Origin of the sequence: Onishia niordana (assembly GCF_004798965.1) — a bacterium.
GTDB lineage: Bacteria > Pseudomonadota > Gammaproteobacteria > Pseudomonadales > Halomonadaceae > Onishia > Onishia niordana.
This window is the reverse complement of sequence record NZ_SDSD01000136.1, coordinates 1-251: the sequence shown is the minus strand read 5'-3', so window position 1 is coordinate 251 and position 251 is coordinate 1. Positions and strand designations below refer to the sequence as shown.

The 251-nt window shown below is 45.0% G+C and carries 1 protein-coding gene; it reads left to right on the top strand.

Annotated features, from left to right (window positions below):
* On the top strand, positions 1–251 hold a 251-nt coding region (locus ETC27_RS18235), incomplete at both ends, for an EF-Tu C-terminal domain-related protein (RefSeq protein ID WP_500690368.1).

Genomic DNA, 251 nt, shown 5'->3' with positions numbered 1-251 from the left:
AAAACACTTGACGAAGGTCTTGCCGGCGATAACGTTGGTGTACTTCTCCGTGGTGTTCAACGTGACGAAATCGAACGTGGTCAAGTTATCGCTAAACCAGGTTCAATCACTCCACATACTAAATTCGAAGGTGAAGTTTACGTATTGAGCAAAGAAGAAGGCGGACGTCACACTCCATTCTTCGACAACTACCGTCCTCAATTCTACTTCCACACAACTGACGTTACTGGTTCAGTTAAACTTCCAGAAGG